At 50.3% G+C, this 24,821-nt stretch carries 16 protein-coding genes; 15 read left to right on the plus strand and 1 reads right to left on the minus strand.

Annotated features, from left to right (window positions below; genetic code table 11):
- Nucleotides 1-6 precede the first annotated feature (6 nt).
- From HMPREF1548_RS22855 to HMPREF1548_RS22870, 3 genes are all read left to right on the plus strand, one after another.
- A complete protein-coding gene (locus HMPREF1548_RS22855) occupies nt 7-855 on the plus strand; it encodes a MurR/RpiR family transcriptional regulator (RefSeq protein ID WP_021639013.1) in 849 nt (282 codons plus the stop codon).
- A 278-nt stretch (nt 856-1,133) separates the two neighbouring features.
- Nucleotides 1,134-3,524, plus strand: coding sequence for a phosphoketolase family protein (locus HMPREF1548_RS22865; protein ID WP_021639015.1), 2,391 nt, complete (start codon nt 1,134-1,136; stop codon nt 3,522-3,524).
- A gap of 151 nt (nt 3,525-3,675) precedes the next feature.
- Nucleotides 3,676-3,969: a hypothetical protein gene (locus HMPREF1548_RS22870; protein ID WP_021639016.1), complete on the plus strand. Its 294-nt coding sequence runs from the start codon at nt 3,676-3,678 to the stop codon at nt 3,967-3,969.
- A 185-nt stretch (nt 3,970-4,154) separates the two neighbouring features.
- Here the strand turns inward: HMPREF1548_RS22870 and arcC are convergent, their stop codons facing one another.
- On the minus strand, nt 4,155-5,090 hold the full coding sequence (gene arcC / locus HMPREF1548_RS22875; protein ID WP_021639017.1) for a carbamate kinase: 936 nt from the start codon (nt 5,088-5,090) through the stop codon (nt 4,155-4,157).
- A 266-nt stretch (nt 5,091-5,356) separates the two neighbouring features.
- Between arcC and HMPREF1548_RS22880 the strand changes: the two genes are divergently transcribed.
- The 12 genes from HMPREF1548_RS22880 (at nt 5,357) to HMPREF1548_RS22935 (ending at nt 24,805) form a co-directional block, all read left to right on the plus strand.
- On the plus strand, nt 5,357-7,354 hold the full coding sequence (locus HMPREF1548_RS22880) for a beta-N-acetylhexosaminidase (RefSeq protein ID WP_021639019.1): 1,998 nt from the start codon (nt 5,357-5,359) through the stop codon (nt 7,352-7,354).
- A 442-nt stretch (nt 7,355-7,796) separates the two neighbouring features.
- Complete coding sequence (locus tag HMPREF1548_RS22885; protein WP_025488579.1) at nt 7,797-8,699, plus strand: carbohydrate ABC transporter permease; 903 nt, start codon at nt 7,797-7,799, stop codon at nt 8,697-8,699.
- Nucleotides 8,699-9,559 (plus strand): carbohydrate ABC transporter permease, encoded by an 861-nt coding sequence (locus HMPREF1548_RS22890; protein ID WP_021639021.1) that lies wholly within the window; start codon nt 8,699-8,701, stop codon nt 9,557-9,559. The genes HMPREF1548_RS22885 and HMPREF1548_RS22890 overlap by 1 nt, the downstream gene beginning before the upstream one ends.
- Before the next feature lie 91 nt (nt 9,560-9,650).
- Nucleotides 9,651-11,003, plus strand: a complete 1,353-nt coding sequence (locus tag HMPREF1548_RS22895; RefSeq protein ID WP_021639022.1) for an ABC transporter substrate-binding protein — start codon at nt 9,651-9,653, stop codon at nt 11,001-11,003.
- Nucleotides 11,004-11,093: 90 nt separating this feature from the next.
- A complete protein-coding gene (locus tag HMPREF1548_RS22900) occupies nt 11,094-12,317 on the plus strand; it encodes an ROK family protein (RefSeq protein WP_025488581.1) in 1,224 nt (407 codons plus the stop codon).
- Between the two features lie 14 nt (nt 12,318-12,331).
- On the plus strand, nt 12,332-14,494 hold the full coding sequence (locus HMPREF1548_RS22905; protein ID WP_021639024.1) for a Sip1-related alpha-galactosidase: 2,163 nt from the start codon (nt 12,332-12,334) through the stop codon (nt 14,492-14,494).
- 32 nt (nt 14,495-14,526) lie between these two features.
- Entirely contained in the window at nt 14,527-15,825 is a 1,299-nt protein-coding gene (locus HMPREF1548_RS22910; RefSeq protein WP_021639025.1) for a sedoheptulokinase, read from the plus strand.
- Nucleotides 15,826-15,883: 58 nt separating this feature from the next.
- Nucleotides 15,884-18,427, plus strand: coding sequence for a glycoside hydrolase family 2 protein (locus HMPREF1548_RS22915; protein ID WP_021639026.1), 2,544 nt, complete (start codon nt 15,884-15,886; stop codon nt 18,425-18,427).
- A gap of 4 nt (nt 18,428-18,431) precedes the next feature.
- A complete protein-coding gene (locus HMPREF1548_RS22920) occupies nt 18,432-19,466 on the plus strand; it encodes an ROK family protein (protein WP_035323524.1) in 1,035 nt (344 codons plus the stop codon).
- A complete protein-coding gene (locus tag HMPREF1548_RS22925; RefSeq protein ID WP_021639028.1) occupies nt 19,463-20,182 on the plus strand; it encodes an MBL fold metallo-hydrolase in 720 nt (239 codons plus the stop codon). Before HMPREF1548_RS22920 ends, HMPREF1548_RS22925 begins: the two co-directional genes overlap by 4 nt.
- A gap of 200 nt (nt 20,183-20,382) precedes the next feature.
- Nucleotides 20,383-21,846 (plus strand): sucrose phosphorylase, encoded by a 1,464-nt coding sequence (gene gtfA / locus HMPREF1548_RS22930; RefSeq protein ID WP_021639030.1) that lies wholly within the window; start codon nt 20,383-20,385, stop codon nt 21,844-21,846.
- Nucleotides 21,839-24,805, plus strand: coding sequence for an FAD-dependent oxidoreductase (locus tag HMPREF1548_RS22935; RefSeq protein ID WP_021639031.1), 2,967 nt, complete (start codon nt 21,839-21,841; stop codon nt 24,803-24,805). Before gtfA ends, HMPREF1548_RS22935 begins: the two co-directional genes overlap by 8 nt.
- Nucleotides 24,806-24,821: the final 16 nt, after the last annotated feature.

Here is a 24,821-nt window from a genome sequence, read left to right on the forward strand (position 1 = left end):
CGAGAGATGAATATTTATTTTCAGGACATCATGGAAAGAATCCGGATGCACTATAAAAAGATGACGAATACGGAGCGCATTATTGCCGATTTTTTCCTCAGCAATACGGAAAAGATGGAATTTTCCGCCAAGGCGGTGGCTGCCAGGCTGCATGTTTCGGAGCCTGCCATGACCAGATTTTCCAAAAAAATCGGGTTTTCCGGGTATCGGGAATTCCAGTATTTATATGAAATTAATTTTCAGATGGTACAGTGTGATGATGAGGAGCTGCTGCACAGAATCATTGATACCTACCAGAAAATACTGCTGCATTTTGACGGCGGGATTACCAAACAGGTTTACCGGTTCTGCGAATCTTTATCGGAGGCTGCCAGGGTTTACATTTTCGCCCTGGGCAGCTCCGCCTGCGCGGCGCGGGAGTTCAAGCTGCGTTTCATGCGGCTGGGGCTTTTGGTGGAAATTATCGACAATCCGCACCTGATGCAGATGCAGGCGGTGCTTACCAAGCCGGAGGATCTGGTGATCGGCATGAGCATCAGCGGGGAGACGGAGGCAGTGCTGGACGCGCTGCGCACAGCCGGGCTCCATCATACGGAGACGGTGCTGATCACAGCCTGCCGGAAGCAGCATTTCCAGGAGCAGTTCGGACAGATTCTGACGGTCCCGGCGGTGGAAGGGCTGTCTCTTGGGGACAATATATCCCCGCAGCTGCCGTTCCTCATAATTACGGACGTGATTTACAGCCTTTTTATGGGAATGGATTCCAAGTACAGGACGGCGCTTTTTCAGGATACACTGACCGCTATTGGGAAAAAAGAAAGCGGACGGAGAGGGACGGAGGATGAGGTGTGCTGAATAACAGGCCTTGCCCGTATTGACATATTGTTGAAGAGGATTGCCCTGGTTTTCCGAAAATTACCGGAAAATCAGGGCATTTTTCCGACTGCGGAGGGAGGAGAGGGGGGAAGGGATGGACAAGGTTTCCCGCAGGCAGAAGCTTTGCAGAAGGGCGTCTGATAAATCTTACGAAATTTTTGAAACCGGTTGCGAAGAAAAAATGACTGCGATAAAATAAATGGGAAATAATATGGATAAAGCATATTTCGTGTCGGGACACGACGAGGAGGAAAACAATGGAAAACACAATGATTGCTGAAAAGCAGCCTCTGACGGAGGAGTATCTGCAGAAGATGGACGCCTATTGGCGCGCAGCCAATTATCTGGCGGCGGCACAGCTGTACCTGCTGGACAACCCGCTGCTTCGCAGGCCTCTTACCCTTGAGGATGTTAAGAAAAAAATTGTGGGACACTGGGGAACAGTGCCCGGACAGAACTTTGTATATACGCATCTGAACCGTGCCATAAAAAAATACGATCTGGATATGATCCTCATTTCCGGGCCCGGGCACGGCGGCAACTTTTTCGTGGCAAACTCTTATCTTGAGGGAACCTACAGCGAGGTATATCCCAATGTGAGCCAGGATATGGACGGACTGAAGAGGCTGTGCAAGCAGTTCTCCTTCCCCGGAGGCATTTCCAGCCATGTGGCTCCGGAAACACCCGGTTCCATCAATGAAGGCGGCGAACTGGGCTATTCCATCGCCCATGCTTTTGGTTCTGTTTTTGATAATCCGGATCTGATCACCGCATGTATTGTGGGAGACGGTGAGGCGGAGACCGGCCCGTTGGCCACGGCATGGCATTCCAATAAATTCCTGAATCCTGTAACGGACGGGGCGGTGCTTCCCATTCTGCATCTGAACGGTTACAAGATCAGCAACCCTACTATTTTTTCCAGAATTTCCCACGATGAAATCGAGAGCTTCTTCCATGGCTGCGGCTGGAAGCCTTACTTTGTAGAGGGTGACGATCCCATGACCATGCACAGGAAAATGGCGGAAACGCTGGATCAGGCAATAGAAGAAATCAAGGCAATCCAGAAAAATGCCAGGGAGAACGGTGATACAGCCCGTCCGTTCTGGCCGATGATCGTCCTGCGCACACCCAAGGGCTGGACCGGCCCTAAGGAAGTGGACGGAACGCAGATTGAAGGCTCCTTCCACGCCCATCAGGTGCCGATTCTGATGGATAAGCCCGAGGAGCACCTGAAGGTGCTTAAGGAATGGCTGGAAAGCTATCATCCAGAGGAACTGTTTGATGAGGATGGCCGTCTGATTCCGCAGCTTCGTGCGCTGACTCCGGAAGGAAACCGCAGAATCAGCGCCAATCCCCATGCTAACGGCGGACTGCTGCTGCGTGATCTGCGCCTGCCGGATTTCAGGGATTACGGGATTGAGGTCCCTGCGCCCGGCTCTGTGGAATCCCAGGATATGATTAACCTGGGCAGCTTTGTAAGGGATATTTTCAAATTAAATGAAGAGACGAGGAACTTCCGCATTTTCGGACCGGATGAAACCATGTCAAACCGCCTGGGCGCCGTATTTGAAGAGACGAACAGGAGCTGGAATGCCGAACAGAAGGAACAGGATGAATTCTTGGCTGCGGACGGAAGGGTTATGGATTCCATGCTCAGCGAGCACATGTGCGAGGGATGGCTGGAGGGTTATCTGCTCACCGGACGCCACGGCTTTTTTGCAAGCTATGAAGCGTTTATCCGTATCATTGACTCCATGGCGGCGCAGCATGCAAAATGGCTGAAGGTATGCAACGAGCTTCCCTGGAGACAGAAAATCGCTTCCCTGAACCTGATTCTTTCTTCTAATGTATGGCAGCAGGATCACAACGGATTTACCCATCAGGATCCCGGTTTCCTGGATCATATCGCCAATAAGAAGGCGGATGTGGTGCGCATGTATCTGCCGCCGGATACGAACTGTCTGCTTTCCTGCTTTGATCACTGCATCAGAAGCAAAAATTATGTGAATGTGCTTGTGACCTCCAAGCATCCCAGGCCGCAGTGGCTGACCATGGAGCAGGCGGTGAAGCACTGCACCCAGGGCGTGGGAATCTGGGAGTGGGCAAGCAGCGACCAGGGCGCGGAACCGGATGTGGTAATGGCCTGCGCGGGCGAAACACCTACGCTGGAAACGCTGGCTGCAGTTACCATTCTGCAGGATGCCATGCCGGAGCTGAAAATCCGTGTTGTGAATGTGGTTGACCTGATGAAGCTGCAGTCCGCATTCCAGCATCCGCATGGCCTGAGCGATACGGACTATGATGCGTTATTTACGAAGGATAAACCTATCATATTTGCGTTCCATGGCTATCCGACCATGATCCATGAGCTGACCTATTACCGTACCAACCGGAACCTGCATGTGTACGGCTATCAGGAGGAAGGGACGATTACCACGCCTTTCGATATGCGCGTACAGAATGAAATTGACCGCTATCATCTGGTGCAGTCGGTGATCAATAACCTGCCCCAGCTTGGAAACAAGGGCTCCTATCTGCTGCAGAAGATGCGCGACAAGCTGGTGGAGCACAAGCAGTATATTGCGGAATACGGACAGGATCTGCCGGAGGTGCGCGACTGGAAATGGCATACGCCATTCGGAAGATGATATAACAGTCCTGCCAAAACAGCGTTACTTTTTCTTTACAAAAGCATTACAGTACTTTGATGTTAGAACTGCCCTTTTCCGGGTAGAATAAAACTGCGGGGATATTTGATTCAAATGGAACTGACTTTTTTATCCGGAAAGGGGTTTTTTCATGAAATTTACACAGAATTCAGTGAAAAAAAGAATGGGATTGCTGGGGCTGGGCTCTGCGGTGCTGGTTGCGGCCGCCGTCCTGGGGATGCATGGGTTCCAGATCCTGGGAACGGAAGCGGGACAGGAGGCGCGGCTTGAAGGACAGGAGTCACAGCTTGAAAGCGGCGCGGAAAGGGATGCGGCCGGGACTGGGGAGAATGCGGTTTTAGATGCGTATCCGGAGGAAGAGTTCTTTGAGACGGAGACGGATATGACGGAGTTTGAGGGGAGGCTGGAGGATATTAGGGCCTGAAAAACAGTTGCTGTGCAGGCCTGTGGAATTCAGTCCTATGAAGTTTAGCTCTGCGGAAATAATTTATTATCTGTGTACAGCGGATATCGGAAAAGGAGGATGCCTTGTAAAGGGGACATCCTCCTTTTGGTATTGTAATTTATGCTAGTGGAGAGTTGAAGGGCTGATTTTAAAGGGGCAGCGCTTTAAGCGGTAATCACCGTCCCGGCCTTCCCCTTCACCGCGTCCGCCACGAAATCCAGCGATGTGATCAGCACGCTTCCGGTAGGAACCGCCTCCAGATAAGAGATAGCGGCTTCGATTTTGGGAAGCATGGTGCCGGCTTCGAACTGGCCATCTGCAATATAAGCTTTGGCTTCCGCTGTATTCATACGGCGGATAGGGGCTTCCGTTTCCTTCTGGTAATCCTTGTACACCTGTTTTACACTGGTGAGGATGATCAGCTGATCAGCTTTCAGATCCACGGCCAGCTTGCCTGCGATGCAGTCCTTTTCGATGACTGCGGAGGCGCCTTTTAAGGCATGCTCCTGAGGGATGACGGGGATGCCGCCGCCGCCGCAGGCGATGACCTCCTGGCCTGCATCAGCCAGGGCGCGGATGGCGTCGATTTCCAGGATATCGATGGGCTTGGGAGCCGCTACGATACGGCGGTAGCCTTTGCCCGGTTCTTCTATTACAAAGTTGCCTTTTTTCTGTTCTATTTCCGCATCTTCCTTTGACATATAACGGCCGATGAGCTTGGTGGGCTCATAGAACGCTTCGTCATAAGGGTCAACGGTGACCTGGGTGAGGATGGTGCTGACTGACTTGGATATCCCGCGGCTTAACAGCTCTGCGCGAAGGGAATTCTGGATATCGTAGCCTACGTAGCCCTGGCTCATGGCATTGCAGACGCACATGGGAGCGGGGGTGTAATCAATGTAAACACGGCGCAGCTCTGTCATGGCCTTATGGATCATGCTTACCTGCGGGCCGTTGCTGTGGGTGATGGTCAGCTGGTAGTCCGCCTCAATTAAGTCGGCCAGCGCTTTTGCCGTCACTTTCACGGCGTCCAGCTGTTCTGTGGTAGTATATCCCAGAGCCTGATGCCCAAGGGAAACAACTGCTCTTATTTTGCTCATATGCGGTTCCTCGCTTTTATAGTTTGTTGGCGGCCCCGGCGGACCGGGCGCCCTGTCTGTATCATGTTTCTTCCGGCAACTGCCCGGATGATTGGACAGTTACTTTTTTATGTTCCTATTATAGCAAAAACAAAAAAGTTTGTATACCGCAAAGATGCCGGATGACTTTTGCAGTGAAGTATGCTAGTATGCAATTAGACTACATGGCGGCGGTTTTTGGGGCCGGGAGGGCGGCCGTCGCTGCAGTAAGATAAGGGGTGAAGAATATGTATTTTAAGCTGATGAATAACAGGCCGGAGCTTCTGACCGGAATGAGAGAGCTGCTGGAGGAAAGGCGCCATCAGGTGGTTACAGACGCCCAGACGGTGAATCCGGTGCTGAACGGCGGGCTGGAAATGCCTGTAGAGGTTACAATGGATCTCACCGGCGTGGAAGATGGCAGGGAGGTGTCGGTTACCTACAGCTGCTGTGAAGAAAAGGGCTGCCGCAAAGGGAAAGCGGTGCTCAGGGCCTGCGGGAAAACGTTCCTTTTCCGTGCGCTGATGACGCTTGTACGGGAACTGGAAAGAAAAGGGACGGACGATAGCTTTGAAAAAAAGGAAACCGTGTACCTGGATAAAAACGGTACCATGCTGGACTGTTCCAGAAACAGTGTACTCAATGTGGAAACGATAAAGAAGTATATCCGTATCCAGGCAGCGCTGGGCATGAATACCATGATGCTTTACACAGAGGATACCTATGAAGTGCCGGAGTATCCTTATTTCGGCGCGTTCCGCGGCAGGTATACGAAGGAAGAACTGGCTGAGTGCGACAACTACGCAGCCCTGTTTGGAATTGAAATGATTCCCTGTATTCAGGCGCTTGCCCATCTGAAGACGGCACTTCGCTGGGATGTGATGCAGGGAACCCGGGATACGGAGGATATTCTTCTGGTGGGGGAGGAGAAGGTCTATGATTTTGTAAAGGCCTGCATCAAGTCCGCTACGGAGCCGTTCCGCAGCAGGAGGGTGCATCTGGGAATGGATGAAGCCTGGTCGCTGGGCCTTGGCAATTACCTTCTGAAAAACGGGTATCATACCAAAGCGGAGATTATGACCGAGCATCTGAAGCGGGTTGCGGATATTTGCAGGGAACTGGGGCTGGAGCCCATGATATGGTCGGATATGTATCTGCGCATGGTATCGCCGGCCAGCGAATATTATGATGTGCCGCTGGATTCCGATCTGTCGGATGCCGTGAAGCCGCCGCAGGAAATCGGGCTGGTTTACTGGGATTATTACCATGATGATGAGAATTTTTATAAATCATATCTGCGTATGCACAGACAGCTGTCGGGAAAGACTGTTTTTGCCGGGGGCGGCTGGGTATGGAACGGCGTGGCTCCCAACTTCCGGGTGGCCTTTGCAACTACGGAAGCGGCGATGCGCGCCTGCAAGGCGGAGGGCGTCCGGGAAGCGGTATGCACCATGTGGCAGGATGACGGCGCGGAAACTCCCATGGCGGCAGGCCTTCCCTCTATCGTGCTTTTTGCAGAGCATGGATTTTCCAGGGAGCCTGACAGGGAGTGCCTGAAGGAGCAGTTTGAATTCCTGACGGGCAGCAGCTTTGACGCGTACCTTGCCCTGGGTGAATTTGACGCGGCGCCGGGAAGCGAAACCTTTGACAATCCTTCCAAGTATCTTCTTTATCAGGATGTGATGATGGGATTATTTGACGGGCAGGTGAAGGAGGCCGACGGTTCCATGAAAGCCGGCGGCGCGGCGGAATCCTGTCTGGAGCGTTATTATGAGCGGCTCCGGGAGAAGCTGCAGGGGCTGGCGGGAAGCGAGGCGGCTATTGAGGATGAGGTGCTGGAGCTGTATATTCATCTGGCGGATGTGCTTTCCGTAAAGGCCGGCATGGGCAACCGCCTGTGCGCGGCATATGCGGCTGGCGACAAGGCGGCGCTGAAGGAAATCGCGGAAAAGGAGATCCCTTCCTGCATGGAAAAGATAAAGGAGTATAAACGCTGCAGAGAGGAAATCTGGGATTCGGAGAGTAAAATTTTCGGCTATGAGGTGCTGGATATCCGTCTGGGAGGGCTGCTGTCCCGTATGGAAACAGCGCAGCGCAGGCTGAAGAACTACCTGACCGGGAGGCTTGATAAGCTGCCGGAGCTGGAAGAGGCGCGTCTGCCTTACCGGCCGGTGAAGGACGGGGAGGAGCATAAGCTGTGCAGCTGCAATAGCTGGAGGATGATTGTTTCGGCTTCACCGGTGTAAGAAGAACAGCAAAAGAACAACAAAATAACAGAGAGAATAGACTGAAGGGAACTGCTCGTGAGGGCAGTTCCTTTTTTTTACGCTTTGGGGAGAGGATGGGATGATGAAAAATAATTGGGGGAGGAAGTGGTTTTTATTGGATTGGAAAGATATTAAATTTTATTTAATAAATCTTTTTTTAAAACCTGCTTTTTAATTACGGACTTAGGATATCAGCTGGAAGGCATTTTATTTACGTTAAAATTGCTAAAATCACTCTTTTGATTTTATGCATATATACAAAATAGATGCAATTATTAAAAAAAGTTTAATTAGTAGTTGATTTATTATTAAAGATAGTATATATTGATATCAGAAAAAGAAATGGCACATAAATTTATTGAAAAGCTAATTTTTGTATACATAGTGCCTAAAAGTTTTGTGGGGAAAAGGAGAGGATAAATTGAATTCGAAGAAAAGAAACAAGTACGCGTATCTTTATCTGGCACCATTTTTTATAGTTTTTTTAATATTTAGCGTATTCCCGATTGTATATTCCTTTGTGCTGAGTTTTTGCAACATGGATGTACTGTCCGGGAAATTTACATTTACGGGACTGGATAATTACAAGCGGATGATAGATTCCGGATATTTTTTCAAATCCATTCTAAACACGCTGCTGATTTGGATTATGTCCATTATACCACAGCTGACCATTGCTTTTATACTGTCATTAATTCTCAGTAATAAATGGTTCCGCGGAAAATTTATTTTAAGAAATCTGTATTATTTCCCAAATCTGGTTACACCGGTTACCATTGGCCTTTTATTCGGGGCTTTGTTTTCCTATCCTGGCGGCGCGGTCAACAACATTATTACAATGCTGGGACTGGAGGCGGTGGATTTTCAAAATCACCAGATGCTTGCAAGAATTGTTATTGCGATAGCAATCTGCTGGAAAAATTTCGGTTTTAATATCATTTACTTTACAGCCGGCATCAATTCCATATCAGATGAGGTTATGGAGGCTGCGGAAGTGGATGGCGCAAGCGCATGGCAGAGAATTACCAAGATTACCATTCCACTGATGAAGCCGATTCTGATTTACGTTATGGTTACCTCCATCATCGGCGGCCTGCAGATGTTTGATGAGTCTAAGCTGGTATTTACCTCTGTGCCGGGAGATGCAACCACTACAATGGTAAAATATATGTACGATTCTGCATTTGTGAGATTCCAGTTTGGATACGGCGCTGCGGTTGCCTATGGTATTTTCGTAATTATTGCAATTTTCAGCGTGTTTTCGCTTCTCGTAACGAAGGACAAGCAGGATGAATATGGAAAGAAGAAGGGAGGAAAAGCCTGATGGACAATAAAGATAATCTTGTGATTCAAACTAAAATCAAACGTTTTATAAGCAGGGGGCTGATATATCTCTTCGCAATACTGGTGGCGGTTGTGGCGTTTTATCCCTTTTTTGTCATGATTATCTCTTCCACACACGACAATTACAATATCGTTGCCAGAATCAATATTCTTCCCGGCACGCATCTGAAGGAAAATTTCGAGCGTCTGACACAGAATATTGATTTGTACAGAGGAATCATTAACAGCCTGATACTGGCAGCGGCTGTCACCATAATACAGAATTACTTTACGATGATGGCGGCGTATGCTTTTTCGAAATATAACTTCAAGGGAAAGAATTTTCTGTTCTCCGTCGTCTTGGTAGCTATGATGCTTCCCGGACAGCTTGGGATTATCGGTTTCTATAAAGAAATCCAGGCACTAAAGCTGCTGAACAGTTATTTTACACTGATAGTCCCCACAATTGCCAACTGTTTTGCAGTGTTCTTTTATAAACAGTATATTGACGGGGCGCTGCCCAATGAACTGATCGAAGCTGCCATCATGGACGGCTGCGGAGAACTTACCATCTATCATAAGCTGGTGCTTCCGCTGGTAATCCCGGCGCTCGTTACCCAGGGGGTAATGACTTTTATCGGAACCTGGAACAGCTATCTTACGCCTTTGATTGTATTGAATGATAAAAAGAAATTTACGCTCCCTCTGATGATTGCAACGGTGCGTGATGCAACACATGCCGATTATGGAGCGCAATATGTGGGTATGCTGGTTTCCATTATTCCTATGGTTATCGTATTCTGCTTTGCATCCAAGATTATTATGGAAAAAATTTCAATCGGGGCAGCGGTAAAGGGATAAACAGAGAGAACTTTAAAAGATATTTAATCAGTTACAGTGCTGATGAATATAGAAACTATGTTACAAAACAATATTTAAGGAGGGTTTTACTATGAAGAAGAAATTATTGTCAGTTCTTTTGAGCGCCGCTATGCTGGCCGGTGTCCTTGCCGGATGCGGAAGCAGCGCACAGACAGAGAACACCAGCAGCAATACAGAGGGCGCGCCTGCAGCAGAAAGTACGGCGGCTTCCGAGGCTGCGGCGGAGACGACGGCAGAGAGCGCTGCGGAAGTTGATCCTGCAAGCGTAACAGGAGAATTTACATACTGGACCTATACGGACAGTGCAAATAATCTGGTAAGTGCATTCAATGAGGTTTATCCCAATGTGAAGATTGATCTTCAGGTATTTGGCGGTGATGAATATAAAACCAAAATCCTGACAGCGCTTCAGAGCGGCGATAATGTGCCGGATGTATTTGACCTGGAAGAAAATTATATGTACGAATTCCTGGACAGCGATTTGATTGCGGATCTGTCTTATATGAATATTGAAGAGCTGACAAAAGACTTCTACGACTTCCAGACCGCAGGAATGAAGGATTCCAATGGAAAGTTTAAAGCGCTGTGTTTCCAGTCTTCGCCGGTTGGATTCTGGTATCTGAGAGACGCCTGCGAAGAATGGCTTGGGACAAGTGATCCGGATGAAATTTCTGCAATGCTTACCGACTGGGATACAGTAATTGCAAAGGGCGAAGAGATTTATGAAAAATCCAATGGCACAGTACAGCTTTGGCCGAATATTACCGAGATGGTTAAGGTGGATGCCTTCTCCTTTGACCCGCTTGTAAGAGACGGTAAACTGGAAATAACCGATGATTGGACTGGTTTAATTGACAATATGCGCACCATGTTCGGCAGCAAGGCAAATGCTGAGCTGGGCAGCTGGGGATCCGAATGGGCTGCGGCATGGAATGACGGGACACTTCTTTTCAGAGTAATGCCTTCCTGGGATTTCTTTACCGACTGGGATGCCAATAAAGGAAATGTGGGAATTGCAACACCCTTTAATGCTTCTTATGAAGGCGTTACCGGTACGTGCGTATACAATGATTCAGAGAAAAAGGATCTGGCTGCAACCTTTTTAACCTATATTGCTTCCGATGATTTCCAGAAGCTGAATATGGAACAGTATAATCAGGTTCCTGCAAGCAAAAAAGTATGTGATGAGCTTGCGGAAGGATTTTCCTCAGAAGACTTCGGAGGACAGAATCTGCTGAAGACCTATAGTGAAATCTGTGATAAAATTGTTGGTATAACACCCGATAAATATACAAGAGCAACACAGAATTTGTTCCAGAAAGTAGCAACAGACGGAATTAAAGCCGGCCTGGATAATGATGGCATTATAGAAGAATTCAAAAAGCAGTTACGTGACCAGTATCCTGAAGTTACGATTGAATAATCTGCCTGATTATCCGGAGCCTGAGTAAGAAGTTTGGACAGGAAGCGATTGCGCTTCCTGTCCGAAAATGATAAAAGGAGCGAGGGGCAGATGGGAGAACAGACAAATCAGGTACAGCTGAAAAATTTTAACAGAAGGACAGTCCTGAATTACATCAGAAAAAATGGAACCGCAACCAAAGCGGGGCTGGCTTCGGTTACCGGACTTACCTTTATGGCAATCAAAAAAATACTGGAGGAGCTGGAAGAGCTTCAGCTGATCCGGTGTGATGAAATGGAAGCGGGCGGTATGGGGAGACGTGCGGTCACCTATGCTGTCAATGAAACCTACAGATATACGGTAGGAATACATATCAACAAGTTTGTAACCAGCATTGCACTGCTGGATCTTCGGGGAGAAATCCTTGAGATAGAAAGATGCTCCATGCAGCAGGAGTTCCCAAATCAAAGCGCGTTTGTGGAAATGCTGGCTGCTTCTGTGGAAAATATAATCCGCAGATCCGGTGTCGGTAAGGAAAAGGTTCTGGGAATCGGTGTGGGTGTCCCCGGTCCGGTGGATACGGAGACCGGTGTGATTATGACGCCGCCTAATATGCCGATGCTGAACTATCTGCCTTTGAAGGAAATACTGGAGCAGAAATGCGGATGCAGTGTTTACGTACAGAAGGATACCAATGTAATCGCTTTCGGTGAATATTGGTATGGAGAAGAAAAAGACTGCTATGACCTTGCCTATGTGGATGTGGATATGGGTATTGGTTCCGGCTTGATAATAGATGGAAAGTTAAATATTGGCGCCAACAGCATCGCAGGTGAGTTCGGACATATTACAATTGATATCAATGGTCCGCTGTGTAACTGCGGGAACCGGGGCTGTCTTGAGGCCATGAGTTCAGGAATCGCGGTGCTGCGGGAATTAAAGAGCCAGCTGGTAAAGGAGCCGGGGCATCCTCTCTACGAAAAGAGAGAGAGCCTGGTGATTGAGGATGTATTTGAAATGGCGGAAAAGAAGGATTTGCTGACGATTTCTATTTTGAATCAATCCGCCTTTTATGTGGGAGTTGCCATCAGCAATCTCATAAATATATTGGATCCTCAGATTATTATCCTGGGAGGGATCCTGATACAAAAATATCCCAGATATTTTGATATTGTTTCAAATGTGGCAAATGCAAGGAAGGTAAAGGGTGCTAAGGAAAACCTCCTTGCGATATCAAAGCTGGGAGAAAATGCGGGAGTTATAGGCGCAGGCGAAATTGTTGCTGATAATTTCTTTAATGAATTGGTTAACGAAGTATTTTCCAGGAATACCTGAAATGGAGAAAAAACATGTTTAGAAATAATACCGGAAAAGAATTCCCTGTATCAAGCTCAATTGTTCTGGAAACGGAAGAAGGCGTAAAGGTAAGTCTGGAAACACAGGCGGATACCGGGGAAGAACAGGCAGACGCTTCCGGGAAAATCCAGCCGGTTATAAGCGGGCTGCAGCTTTTGGGGGATGAGAGTACCGCTGCAATTTATCTTCATGCCAGGAAACAGCCGGAAGAACCTTTTTTCGGACCGCAGACTTTCCTGGATGCCCGAAAGGGTGTCAGCTACCGGATGAAGCTGTTGGGAGTAAAACGTATGATTGCTATTTACCAGCATAAGGACTGGTGGATACGTCCGGCATTTCCCGAAAGCTGCGAAGAGGTGCCTGAAAGGACACAGCTTTTGATTGCGGAAGGGGAAGCTGGTTATCTTGCCATACTGGCTGTGTGCGGGGAGGAATACCGCACTGATATTGCAGGGGCGGGCCGGGAGCTTCGAATTACAGCAGCCTCCAACTGCATTAATAAACGCAGTGTGGATGATTTGGGGTTGGTTATGGCATCAGGGGTAAATCCTTATCAGTGCTGTGAGCTGGCAGTGAAAAAAGCGCTTGCGCTGCTTGGAAAAACGAAGATGTTCAGACGGGAGAGAACCTATCCGGAAATGTTTGAATACTTTGGCTGGTGCAGCTGGGATGCTTTTTATCATGAGGTTTCACATAAAGGGATTATAGAGAAAATGCAGGAGCTGAAAGACAAAAGGATTCCTGCAAAATGGGTGCTTATAGATGACGGCTGGCTGGATGCCGATTATAAAAAACAGGTTCTGAAGGGACTGGATGCGGATGCGGATAAATTCCCGGACGGACTGGGGGCGTGTATTCGGGAAATTAAACAGGATTATGATGTAAAGCAGGTGGGCGTCTGGCATGCGGTAATGGGTTACTGGAACGGATTAGAGAAGGACAGCAGTGCCGGCCGGAAACTCAGAGATGAAAGCAGGACACTGGAGGATGGAAGGATCGTGCCTGATACGGAGCCGGGCAGAGCTTTTGCATTTTATGATACCTGGCATAGCTATCTGAAAAACAGCTGTGATGTGGATTTTGTCAAGGTCGACGGTCAGAGTGCAATTTCCTTATTTTATGCCGGCAGAAAGGAGTACGGCAGAGCTTCGGCCGGAATTCAAAAGGGTTTGAATGCTTCGGCGGCGCTGCACTTTAACAACCGGATTATTAACTGTATGGGGATGGCAGGGGAGGATATGTGGAACCGGCCCAGCAGCGCAATTTCCAGAAGCAGTGATGATTTTGTACCGGACGTGCCCCACGGATTCAGGGAACATGCAATTCAGAACGGCTACAATTCTTTGCTGCAGGGACAGTTTTTCTGGGGAGACTGGGATATGTTCTGGAGTGATCATGAAGAAAACTGGCAGAATTCCATACTTCGCGCCGTAAGCGGCGGCCCGGTTTATACGAGCGACAAAGTAGGGCGTACGGATGGAAGGTTTATTGCGCCGCTGATGAAAAAAGACGGCAGGCTGATCCGTTGTGAAGAGGTGGGGATGCCCACTGTGGATTGCCTGTTTGAAAATCCGGTGGATACGACACATGTCCTGAAGCTGTTTAACCGCTATCATGAAAATTATGTGATTACGGCCCTTAATATTAATAAAGAAGACAGGGTATGTGAAGGACGGATTAAAGTCAGTGATATTCCGGAGCTTGCCGGTAAAGAGTGGATATTGTACAGCTATCGGGAAAGAAAAGCGGCCCTGCTTTCAGAAGCGCACAGCTATGAGTTCAGGCTTGCACCCAATGATGGGGAGCTGTTCCTTGTTCTTCCTGCGGCAGATTTTATTCCGTTAGGTATTCTGGAAAAATACATTGGCCCGGGCTGTGTGGAAGCTGTGCTGCAGGAGGAAGGGCGGCAGACCGTAATCCTTTCTGAGGAGGGGACCTTTGGTTTTATCAGTAGCAGGGAACCGGAAAGGTTTTTGTATGATGGTAAGGAAGAAATGCTGGAAAAGGAAACGATAACAGGTTCCGAAGCCTGTCTGTATCATGCGCAGCCGGGAAACTGCGGGCCTGACAAAAAATATCATATGGCGGAAATTTTCTGGAAAGGGAATGACAGCAGCAGGGCTGATATGTCCGATGGAAAGGCTGCGGGAAAGTAAGCAGCCGGAATCTGAAAGGAGCGTTAACTGCCATGAAATCACTTGGAATAGATATTGGAACAACCTCCATATGCCTGGTTTGTTATGAGGAAGGAGCGGAGAGGCTGTTATTTACCGCATCCAGGCAGAATGCTTTTCTTCACGGAACCTTTGAACAGGATCCCGAAGCGATTATGGAAAAGATATATTCATTGCTGGAAGAAGCGGAAAACAGCGGTTATGGCCCGGATTGTGTATCTGCCGTGGGCATTTCCAGCCAGATGCATGGAATTCTCTATGTGGACGGAGAAGGGCGTGCGGTGTCCCCTTTTTATACCTGGAAGGATGAAAAGGGAAAACAGCTTATGGCGGACGGAGAAACCTATGAGGCATATTTAAGCAAGAGGACAGGAATGCCATTGTTTTCGGGGTATGGAACCGTAACCCATTTTTTCCTGTCCCGGAATGGGATGATACCCGGGGAAGCAGTTGCAATTGCCAATATAGGCGATTATGCTGCCATGCGTCTGACAGGAAGGAAACAGCCGCTTACAGACGAGTCAATTGCGGCAAGCTTCGGCGGTTTCTCTCTGAAAGAGGGCTGCTTTGAACGGGACAGGCTGCGTATGGCAGGCGTGGCGGCCGAATATTATCCTTTGCTTTCAGGAGAAAAGGAAGCGGCGGGATTATACAGGGGAATTCCGGTAAGCTGTGCTTTTGGGGATAATCAGGCAAGCCTTTACGGCGCGCTGGACAGGCCGGAGAAGCAGATAAGCATAAATGTGGGGACAGGTTCACAGGTATCCCTGTTTGACAGGCGGCTGATACCGGATGCGGCGGCAGATATCCGCCCGTTTTTTCACAAGGGGTTTCTTTATGTGGGGGCATCATTGAATGGCGGGAAGGTTTATGAAAAACTGGCCGCTTTTTTTGAGGAAATAATATACGAATTTACGGGCCGGAAAGTACAGGCTTTTGACCAGATGGAACGAATCGGGAGTGAAAAAAAGGATACGGATCTTTTAATAAATCCTTCTCTTTATGGGGTGAGAGGAAATCAGGGCATAAAGGGGAGCGTGCACAATATTTCCTTTGATAATTTGCATGCTTCAGATTTTATTCGGGCCTATGTGAAGGGGATGGCAGAGGAGCTGTACAATATGTATGCCGCTTTTCCGGAAGAAATCAGAAAAGGGCGGTCAGAAATTGCAGCCAGCGGAAACGGCATCAGATTGAATCCGCTTATGGCGGAGGAAACAGCAAAAAGGTTCGGCATGCCTGTAATTTTTGGAAAACTTCAGGAGGAAGCGGCGGCAGGGGCTGCAAAAGCAGCTTTGGAGCTTCTTTTTTAAAAGGATATCGACAGTCAATACCCGCGGTTTCAGCCGGGAGCAAAAAGGAGTACGGAATATGAATGGAAAGCTGATAAGACCCGCAGACAGGATTGATTTGGGCGGCACGGACTGGAAAATGAAGGAATTTGTGGGAATGGACTGGATTTGGCGTGATTCGGTAAAGCAGGAAAGTCCGGATGTGCGTTGGTGGTATCCGGCCAGTGTACCGGGAAGCGTACTGCATGATTTGATGGAAAACGGGCTGGTTCCCGACCCGTATTATGAATTGAATTCCAGGCTGGCAGAATGGGCGCCGGAGAGAACCTGGGTTTATAAAAAAGAATTTTATATTCCGGAGGAACTGGAAGGCAGACAGATAACGCTGGTATTTGAAGGAATTGACTATAGCTCGGAGATTTTTCTGAACGGAGAATCGCTGGGAAAGCAGGAGGGGATGTTTGTTCCCTGGAGCTTAAACATCAGTGAAAGACTTCAATATGGCAGCAATAACCTGCTGGCCGTAGTACTGGAACCTGCACCGTTTGAACAGCCTCAGGTAGGAAAGACGAGTCTGGTGACCACACATAAATCAAGAATGACCTATTGGTGGGATTTCTGTCCCCGGATGATACATCAGGGTATCTGGCAGGAGGTATATCTTCTGGTGAACGGGGGAGCCAGGCTGACAGATGTATATCTGCATTCTTCTTTGTCTGAGGGAATGTCTGAAGCGGAGGTGTCCATCGAGGTGGAAGCGGAGGGTACGGAGGGCTGCAGGCTGGAGGGCCGCTTCGGAGAGCATGCTTTTACGGGGATATTGGAAAACGGCCGGTGTACGGTCGTGCTGCATATAGATAATCCAAGGCTATGGTGGTGCAATGGCCAGGGCGAGCCTTATGAATATCCGGTGGAGGTGAGGCTGCTTGACCGTCTGGGTGAAGTATCAGACAGACGTACGCTGGCATGGGGAATACGGAAGATAGAATTTCTCCCAAACGAGGAAACGGTTCCGGGAAGGGGGGATGTGACAGCCTCAAAAACAGGAAGCTTCACACTCTGCCTGAACGGAAGAAAAGTATATATGAATGGTTATAACTGGGTGCCTGCAGATGTGATGTACGGCGCCGTCCCGGAGGATACCTATGCCCGGCTCATCCGTCTGGCCAGGGAGGCGGGAGTGAATATACTCCGTGTGTGGGGAGGCGGCCTGATAGAACGCGATATTTTTTATCGAATGTGTGCTCAGGCGGGAATCCTTGTATGGCAGGAATTTATTCTTTCCAGTTCAGGAATCGATAATACGCCTTCGGTGTCCGAAGCCTATAAGGAGCTGATGAGAGGGCAGGCAGAGTCCATTATCAGACAGAAGAGGGGATTTACAGCGCTCGCGGTCTGGTGTGGAGGAAATGAACTGCAGGATGAAGCCGGGATGCCGCTTTCGGAGGAACATCCCTTGCTGCAGGTGATGGGAGAACAGGTAAAAAGGCTGGACAGGGACAGAAAATGGCTGCCCACATCCCCTTCGGGCGGCGTATTCCTCAATTCCTTTGAAAATCTGGAGAAATGTCCGGGAGAGCTTTTGGATGTGCACGGACCCTGGGAGCATCAGGGACTGGAAAAACACTGTGAGCTGTATAATCAGGGAACCTGCATGCTGCATTCCGAATTCGGTGTGGAGGGAATGACGAATTATGAGGCGCTGCGCAAAACCACGGCGCCGGAGCATTTCCTTCCGGCCAGCAAGGATAATGCGTATTATTTCCACAGGGGAGCCTGGTGGAATAATGAGCCTCTGGTACAGAAAACCTTCGGCGGTTTAAAGGAAATAGAGAAAATACGTAAGGGAAGCCAGTTCATGCAGTATGAAGGGCTGAAGTATGCGGTAGAGTGCAACAGAAGAAGGGCTTTTCATAACAGCGGCACCTTTCCCTGGCAGTTTAATGAACCATATCCCAATCTGTACTGTACCTCCTCCCTGGATTACTACGGTAATCCCAAGCCGGCCTATTATGGTGTAAAAAAGGTATATTCGCCTTATCTGGTAAATGCATCCTTTGACAGTGCTTCTCTTTATGGACAGGAAGCATTGGAGGCGGATATTTATATGGCGGCCAACGTTGAAGCATGTGTTGCTCCCGGAGGCTATGAAGTACTGGCGCAGGTATATGCCATGGACGGCAGAACACTGATGGCAGAATGCTTTTCCAGTGATAAAGCCGCTATGAGCGCCGCCAAGGTAGGGAACATCCGCCTGCCGCTGGAAAAGCTGGAGGAGGAGCTGCTTTTGCTCAGACTTTTTCTGCGCAGGAAGACTGACGGGACTGTCCTTGCTGAAAATGAATATTTGTTTACCAGGGAATGCGATTTGGGGGCGGTGTTTAGAATGGAGGAGCCAGAGCTGAAAATGGCGTGCCTGGATACGGGTGTGGAAATAGAAAACCTGGGAAAAACAGCGGCGCTGTTCCTGTTTTTAACCCGGGAGGATGGGAATCCCGTGTACTGGAAGGAGAATTATTTTACGCTCCTGCCGGGAGAAAAAAGAATAGCAGCCGGAGAAGGGGAGCTGAAGGAAGCCTCTGTCCAGGCGCTGAATGTGGAATATCGGAAAATCAGGAGGTAACACAATGCAGGTAGTGGTAGGAATAGATATAGGAGGAACGAAGTGTGCGGTATCCTTTGCCAGACAGCATTCCGACGATATCATATTTCTTGATAAAGTGCGGATGGAGACCGAGACGGAGGATTTTGACAGGGCGATGGAAAGCTTTATCGAAATCATCCGGGAAAGATTCAGACGGAACCCGGACTGGAAGCTGACATCCATCGGCATATCCTGCGGAGGGCCGCTGGATGCCGGAAAGGGCCTGATACTGTCGCCTCCCAACCTGCCCCGGTGGGACAGGGCGGATGTGTACACACCGCTGAAGAAGGCCTTCGGCGTGCCGGTGATGCTGCAGAACGATGCGGATGCCTGTGCGTTGGCGGAATGGAGCATGGGAGCGGGAAAAGGCTGCAGGAATATGATATTCCTTACCTTCGGGACAGGTATGGGAGCGGGGCTGATTCTAAATAATGAGCTGTACAGCGGCACTACAAGCATGGCCGGTGAAGTGGGGCATATCAGGATGGAAAAGGAAGGCCCCTTTGGTTACGGAAAGTATGGATCGTTTGAGGGCTTCTGCAGCGGCGGCGGGATCGCCAAGCTGGGCCGGATGATGGCGGAGGAAGCGCTTCGGGAAGGGAAAACGCCTCTTTTCTGCCAAAGCGAGGCGGAGCTTGACAGCATTTCCTGCAAGTCCATCGCGGAGGCGCTGGAACAGGGAGACGAGCTGGCGGCGGAGATTTTTGATATTGTGGGAACCTATCTGGGAAGAGGGCTTTCCGTGCTCATCGATATCCTGAATCCGGAAATGATAGTGATTGGCAGTATTTACGCCAGGCAGAAAAACGTACTGGATAAAAAGATGAGGGAAGCGCTGGAGCAGGAGGCGCTTCCCGTATCAAGAAAGGCATGCAGAATCGTTCCGGCAAGCCTGGGTGAGCTGATTGGGGATTACGCGGCGGTTTCCGTAGGAATCAAGGCTTATCAGGATCTGTACCGGCATGCGGAGCGGTTCAGCGTGCAGATGAAGTTGGATACGGAGGAATATCAGATATGAAGCTTTTAACGAATATATACCAGGTTGGCGGCCCCAGCCTGACCCATTTCTTTGATGCCACGGTTACTCTGCTGAAGGGGAAGGACGGATGGTTCCTCATAGACTGCGGTACGCCGGAAGGATATGAGCAGGTGAAAGAAAATATCAGAAAGGCCGGCGTGGAGCCTTCGCAGATAAAATTTATTCTGGGAACGCATGGACACTACGACCATGTGGGGGCGGCGCATCTCTGGAAGGAGGAATTCGGCTGCCGGCTGTTCCTCCATGCCTTGGATCGGGAGCAGGTGGAAGCGGGGAATTCCGTAAAAACTTCCGCTGCGCTTCTGTACGGAACGCAGTCCGTGCCCTGCCTTGTGGATGGGCTGATTGCGGAAGGCGATGCCTGGGAAGGGGAGGGCTTTACGGTGGAAGCGCTGTATACGCCCGGACATACGATGGGATCGGTAAGCTTTGAGGTTACGGCAGGCGACTACCGGCTGCTGATAGCGGGGGACGCTGTTTGGGGCGGCTTCAGTGAGAAAATCGGTTCCAGCGAGGAAGCATGGCGGGAGACGCTGGATAAAATCACCTCCAGACATTATGATTTTTATACCTTCGGGCATGTGAATCCGCAGCTGATAGCGGATGCGGATGAACGGCTGAAGGAAGCGAAAATGGCTTTTGGAAATTATTATAATCCCTGGTTTAAGACCTTCTTCGAAACCTACAGGTATTAGATGAGTGGGGCCCCGGTTCGTCCTGTTTTTACCCGGCGCCCCACCGCAGGCCCATAGCTCTGCAAGGCTGCGCCGGATAAAAACAGGACGAACCGGGGCCGGAGGTTGTTGGAAGGGGAGAAGGGCAAAAGATAAGAAGTGAAAAATAATAAAAGATAGAAATCGGTTGGGTTATTTGGGATTGGATGGGATAGAGTGTTATGAAGAATAAGATTATGTTGATTACGTATGCAGACAGCTTCGGGAAGGATTTGAAGGAGCTGAAATGGGTGGTGGATAGGTATTTTAAGAGGGAGATCAATGGGATTCATGTGCTGCCGTTTTTTCCTTCTTCGGGGGACCGGGGGTTTGCGCCTGTGAATTACAGGGAGGTTGATCCGGCGTTCGGGGACTGGGAGGATGTGAAGGCGCTGGCGGGAGAGTATGAGCTGATGTTTGATTTTATGATCAATCATCTTTCCCGGAGGAGCCCGGAGTTCCTGGATTTTATAGAGAAGCATGAGAGTTCGGAATATGCGGATATGTTTCTGCGGTTTAAAAAGTTCTGGCCGGGCGGGGAGCCTACGCAGGAGCAGGTGGATTTGCTGAATAAGAGGAAGCCGTGCGCGCCTTGCGAGGAGATTCGTTTTGCAGACGGAAGTACGGAAAAAATATGGTGTACATTCGACGATGAGCAGATGGATCTGAATCTGGAATCGGAGGCGGCATGGAAATTCGTGGAGAGTACGCTGCGGTTTCTGATGGAGCAGGGAGCGGGGATGATCCGTCTGGATGCTTTTGCGTTTGCCACGAAGAAGCTGAATACCTCCTGCTTTTTTATTGAACCGGAAATGTGGGATATGATGAAACGTGTGCAGGGGATTCTGGATGAGAAGGGAATACCTATGCTGCCGGAGATTCATGATCATTATACGGTGCAGCTGAAGATTGCGGAGCATGGGTATACGGTATATGATTTTGTGCTTCCGGTGATGGTACTGCATACGCTGTACAGTCAGAGCAGCAGGCGTATCAGGCATTGGCTTTCCATCTGTCCAAGGGATCAGCACACTACGCTGGATACGCATGACGGGCTGGGGACTGTGGATGTGGAGGATCTGCTTTCCGAAGAGGAGCTGCAGGCGGTAATTGCTCAGACGGAAAAGTATGGGGCGAATTTTAAATGGGATTACAGTCAGAAGGCTTTGGGAGAAAAGCGGGTGTATCAGATTAACTGTTCTTATTATTCCGCAGTGGGTGAGGATGACGACAGTTATCTGCTGTCCCGGGCGATTCAGTTTTTTACGCCGGGTGTACCGCAGGTATATTATATGGGGCTGCTGGCCGGGGAAAATGATTATGAGCTGATGGAGCGGACCAATTATGACAGAAATATCAGCCGGCATAATTATACGGTGGAAGAGATTGAGGCAGCGGTGGAAAAGCCTGTTGTGAAACGGCTGCGGCGTCTGATGCAGTTTAGGAATGCGTATCCGGTGTTTGACGGGGAAATGTCCCTGCCCGGGACGGAGGATTCCAGGCTGGTGATTAGGTGGACGGACGGCGGGCTGGAGGCTGTGCTGGATGCGGATCTGAAGGCGAGGACGTTTGTGATTACCTATCTGGATAAGAACGGTATGGAAATGATTTTGAACCTGGAAGAGGATTTTTACTGGGATGAGTGAAAAAATAACTGGTCTGCCCATAATCGGTGATGTGGATCTGTGCGTGCTGGGAGGAAAACTGTATACAGTGTACCGGGCGCTTTCGTTGGCCAAGCAGGGAAAGAAGGTGCTGTTGGCGGTGAAGGAAAGCTGTCTGGGTGAGGATATCTGCCAGACCTTCCGTTACCGGCTTTCGGAGGAGGAGTGTTCTTTTTTCCCGGAGGAGACGCGTACGAAGAAGCTGGGGCTGCTGCGGCCGGATGAGGGAAAGAGATTTCTGGAGGATTGCTGTCTGGAGGCGGGGATAATGCTGCTTTATGGGATCTGGCCCGTGGATTGCCCGGAGGAGGGCAGGGACGGACGGAGAGATAGTTCCCGGGAGGAGGCCGGCAGCAGGAAGAGGCTGGTCCGCGTTGCTGCAAAGGGCGGCCTGTTCGGGATTCTCTGCGATGAAGCGTGGCAGGAGGAGGAAGTTGCCGCTGCGCAAAAGGGGTATGAGTATACGGTCCTGGCAGGCGGTTTCCCGGGAATGGATGCCTTTGAAAAGAAGGGAAGCGTACGGTGCGGGGAGAAAGAGGTATTCTTCTGCCTGGAAGGGGAGGAGGGAAAAGGGCTGCTCACCATTTCCCTGCCGGACGGCGGATTGCGTAAGAGATGGGCCGGACAGACGGATGGGTCTGCAGGGCTGCTGACAGAGGCGCAGGAAACAGCGGCTGAAGTGTTCGGCAGGCTGAAGCGGGAGCTGCCGTGGCTGCAGCTGGGGCGTTTTGCGCCGCGGGCGGCGGTGACGGTGGATGCTGCGGAAGGAAAAGGCGGGGAACATAAGGCTGGGATGGCAAAAGGACAGGAGAACCGCCTTTACGGGCCGGATTGGAAGCGGTTTTCGGCGAATAAGGCGGAGGGCTGCAGAACGTGTGCCATAAGTTCGGGAGATCCCTCGCTTCGTAGCGAGGAGGCGGGAATTTACAGGAAGCTTCCGGTGATGGATTCGGCGGCACTCCGGGAGGAGCATTACGACCTGGTGGTGGCAGGCGGCGGGACGGCGGGTGCTATGGCGGCTTTGTATGCGGCCAGAGGAGGCCTGCGCACCGTGCTGCTGGAGCCGATGTATACGCTGGGCGGCACGGCCACGGCGGGCGGCGTGAGTACCTATTGGTTCGGGAACCGGTTCCGTGATGTACGGGAGATTGATGCGGAAACGGAGAAAATGGCGGCGCCGCTGGGGCTTCCCCGCAGAGAAGGGATCTGGGATAGGGCGGATGATTTCCATCCGGGGATCCGCGGGACGGTTTTAGCCAGACTGTGTCTGGAGGCTGGTGTTGAGCTTCGGTTTGGCAGCATGGTTTTCGGAACCCTTTGTGAGAGGACTGCAGAAGGCAGGCGTTGCTGCGGGGCTGCGGCAGCCGGGCCTGACGGTTTGTACGGATATTACGGCAGGGCTGTGATCGATGCCACAGGCGACGGGGATCTGGCGGTATCCGCAGGGGCGGACGCTGTATACGGTTCGGAAAGGGATTGTATCACCTATTGGGCTTCCCTGGCGCAGTATACGGATGTGAACCGTTACCGGAACAATTTTTCTTCCATGGTCGTTTCTGCGGATCCGGCGGATATGACACGTTTTATATTGCTGGGAAGGCGCAGAGGGGAACAGACCTGTGATCACGGCGGTTATGTCAGCATGCGGGAGAGCAGGCATGTGAAGGGAGTATACACGGTAAATCTGAAGGATTTGATGGATTTTCGCATCTATCCGGATGCTTTGTATACCTGCTACTCCAATTATGATCCTAAAGGAAAGCTGGATGCGGACGTTATCTACTGCGGTGTGCTTCCTCCCCAGGTAAAAATACAGATTCCTCTTTCCGCACTGCTTCCCTGTGAGGAAGGGGGCGGACGGATAGAGGGGCTTTATGTGGCGGGCAAGGCTGTGAGCGCCACACATAATGTGTTTCCAAGCATACGTATGCAACCGGATTTGATGCATCAGGGAGCTATGCTGGGCGGGCTGCTGGCTGAGAGCCTGAAGCAGGGCATGCTGCCGGAACAGATGGAGTGCGCAAAAAGAAGGGAATTCCTTTTAAAGCTGACGGAGGATCCGCTGACGCTTCCTGCTTTGGAAGGAAAAAACGGAGAAGCAGGAAAACAGGCTCTGGAGAAGACGGTTTACAGGATAACTGCCGCGTCCAGGACCCACTGGGTGGATGTGCCATTTATATATGAAGAAACAGAGGAGTCTCCTGTTACGGCTGCAGTGACGGCAGAGTCGGAGGAGGTCCTTCCCCTTCTGCTGAAAAGGCTTCGTGAGGAAACCTCGCCATATGACTGGAAAAACGGCAGGGGTTCGGACGGATGTCCGCAGGAGTGTACAGGAGGCCTGCGTATCCGGCTGATTGGCCTGTGTCTGTGGCATGGCTGGGAGGAGGAGGCGGAGGAATACGCCGCATTCGTAGAGCAGGAGCTGTCCGGCAGCGGGCTTCCGGAAAGAGCCGGATCTGTCATGTGTGCACAGCTGCTTCCGGATCATGGCGTGATGCCGGAGACGGTTTATCATATGAATCTTCTGGGAAGAAGCGGGAAGGACTGTATTCTCCCTGTTTTTGAAAGGGCGCTTATGCTGCTGGCTGCGGCGGACCGGGATTATGAGGATATCCATCGGGGAATTTACCATTATGTGGAGAGCTTTGCTTATGCTGCGGAGCACAGCGGCAGAAAGGAGTTTATTCCCATGCTGCAGAAGCTGATCCGTTTTCCGGAATTTGCAGAATGCATGAAGGAGGAACGGCAGGTAGCGCTTATGACGGAACGGCTGCAGATTCTGTATCTGATTCTCTGCCGCGCGCTGGCAGGGCTGGGAGAGGAAGACGGCGTGCGGGGACTGCGCACATTGCAGAGTTATCCGGCGGGCCTTGCCGTCCGCCTTTCGGCAGGAAGAGCCGAAAGGGAAGAGAGAAAGCGAAGAAACCAGAAAATATGGTAGCGGTTCACCCCCGTCT

The organism is Clostridium sp. KLE 1755, from assembly GCF_000466465.2.
In the GTDB taxonomy this organism is placed as follows: Bacteria; Bacillota; Clostridia; order Lachnospirales; family Lachnospiraceae; genus Eisenbergiella; species Eisenbergiella porci.